The sequence below is a fragment of the Paenibacillus sp. LS-5 genome, from assembly GCF_056121505.1.
Window position 1 is genome coordinate 1 of the sequence record NZ_JBWAVA010000123.1, and the last position, 241, is coordinate 241.

Below are 241 nucleotides of genomic sequence, written 5' to 3' on the forward strand. Positions count from 1 at the left end.
TGCTCAGACGGTGACGGTCTCTGATCCGGCTCCGGTCGATGTCGAGACCACGACGTCACTCTCGGTTCCGGCTACGGCGATCACGGGTACGGCGGTTGACCTGACCGCGACGGTTGCTCCGAACAATGCTGTCGGTTCGGTGCAGTTCAAGTCGAACGGCACTGCAATCGGTTCCCCGATCACGGTGGCTGCTGGTGTTGCGACATTGAGCCATACGTTCGATGCTGCTGGTGCTCAAAGT

General features: G+C 60.2%; 1 protein-coding gene. It reads left to right on the forward strand.

Features of this window, described 5'->3' with window-relative positions; translation table 11 throughout:
- The coding region (locus AC0MA3_RS26725; RefSeq protein ID WP_474658382.1) for an Ig-like domain-containing protein at window positions 1–241 on the forward strand (241 nt) is incomplete at both ends.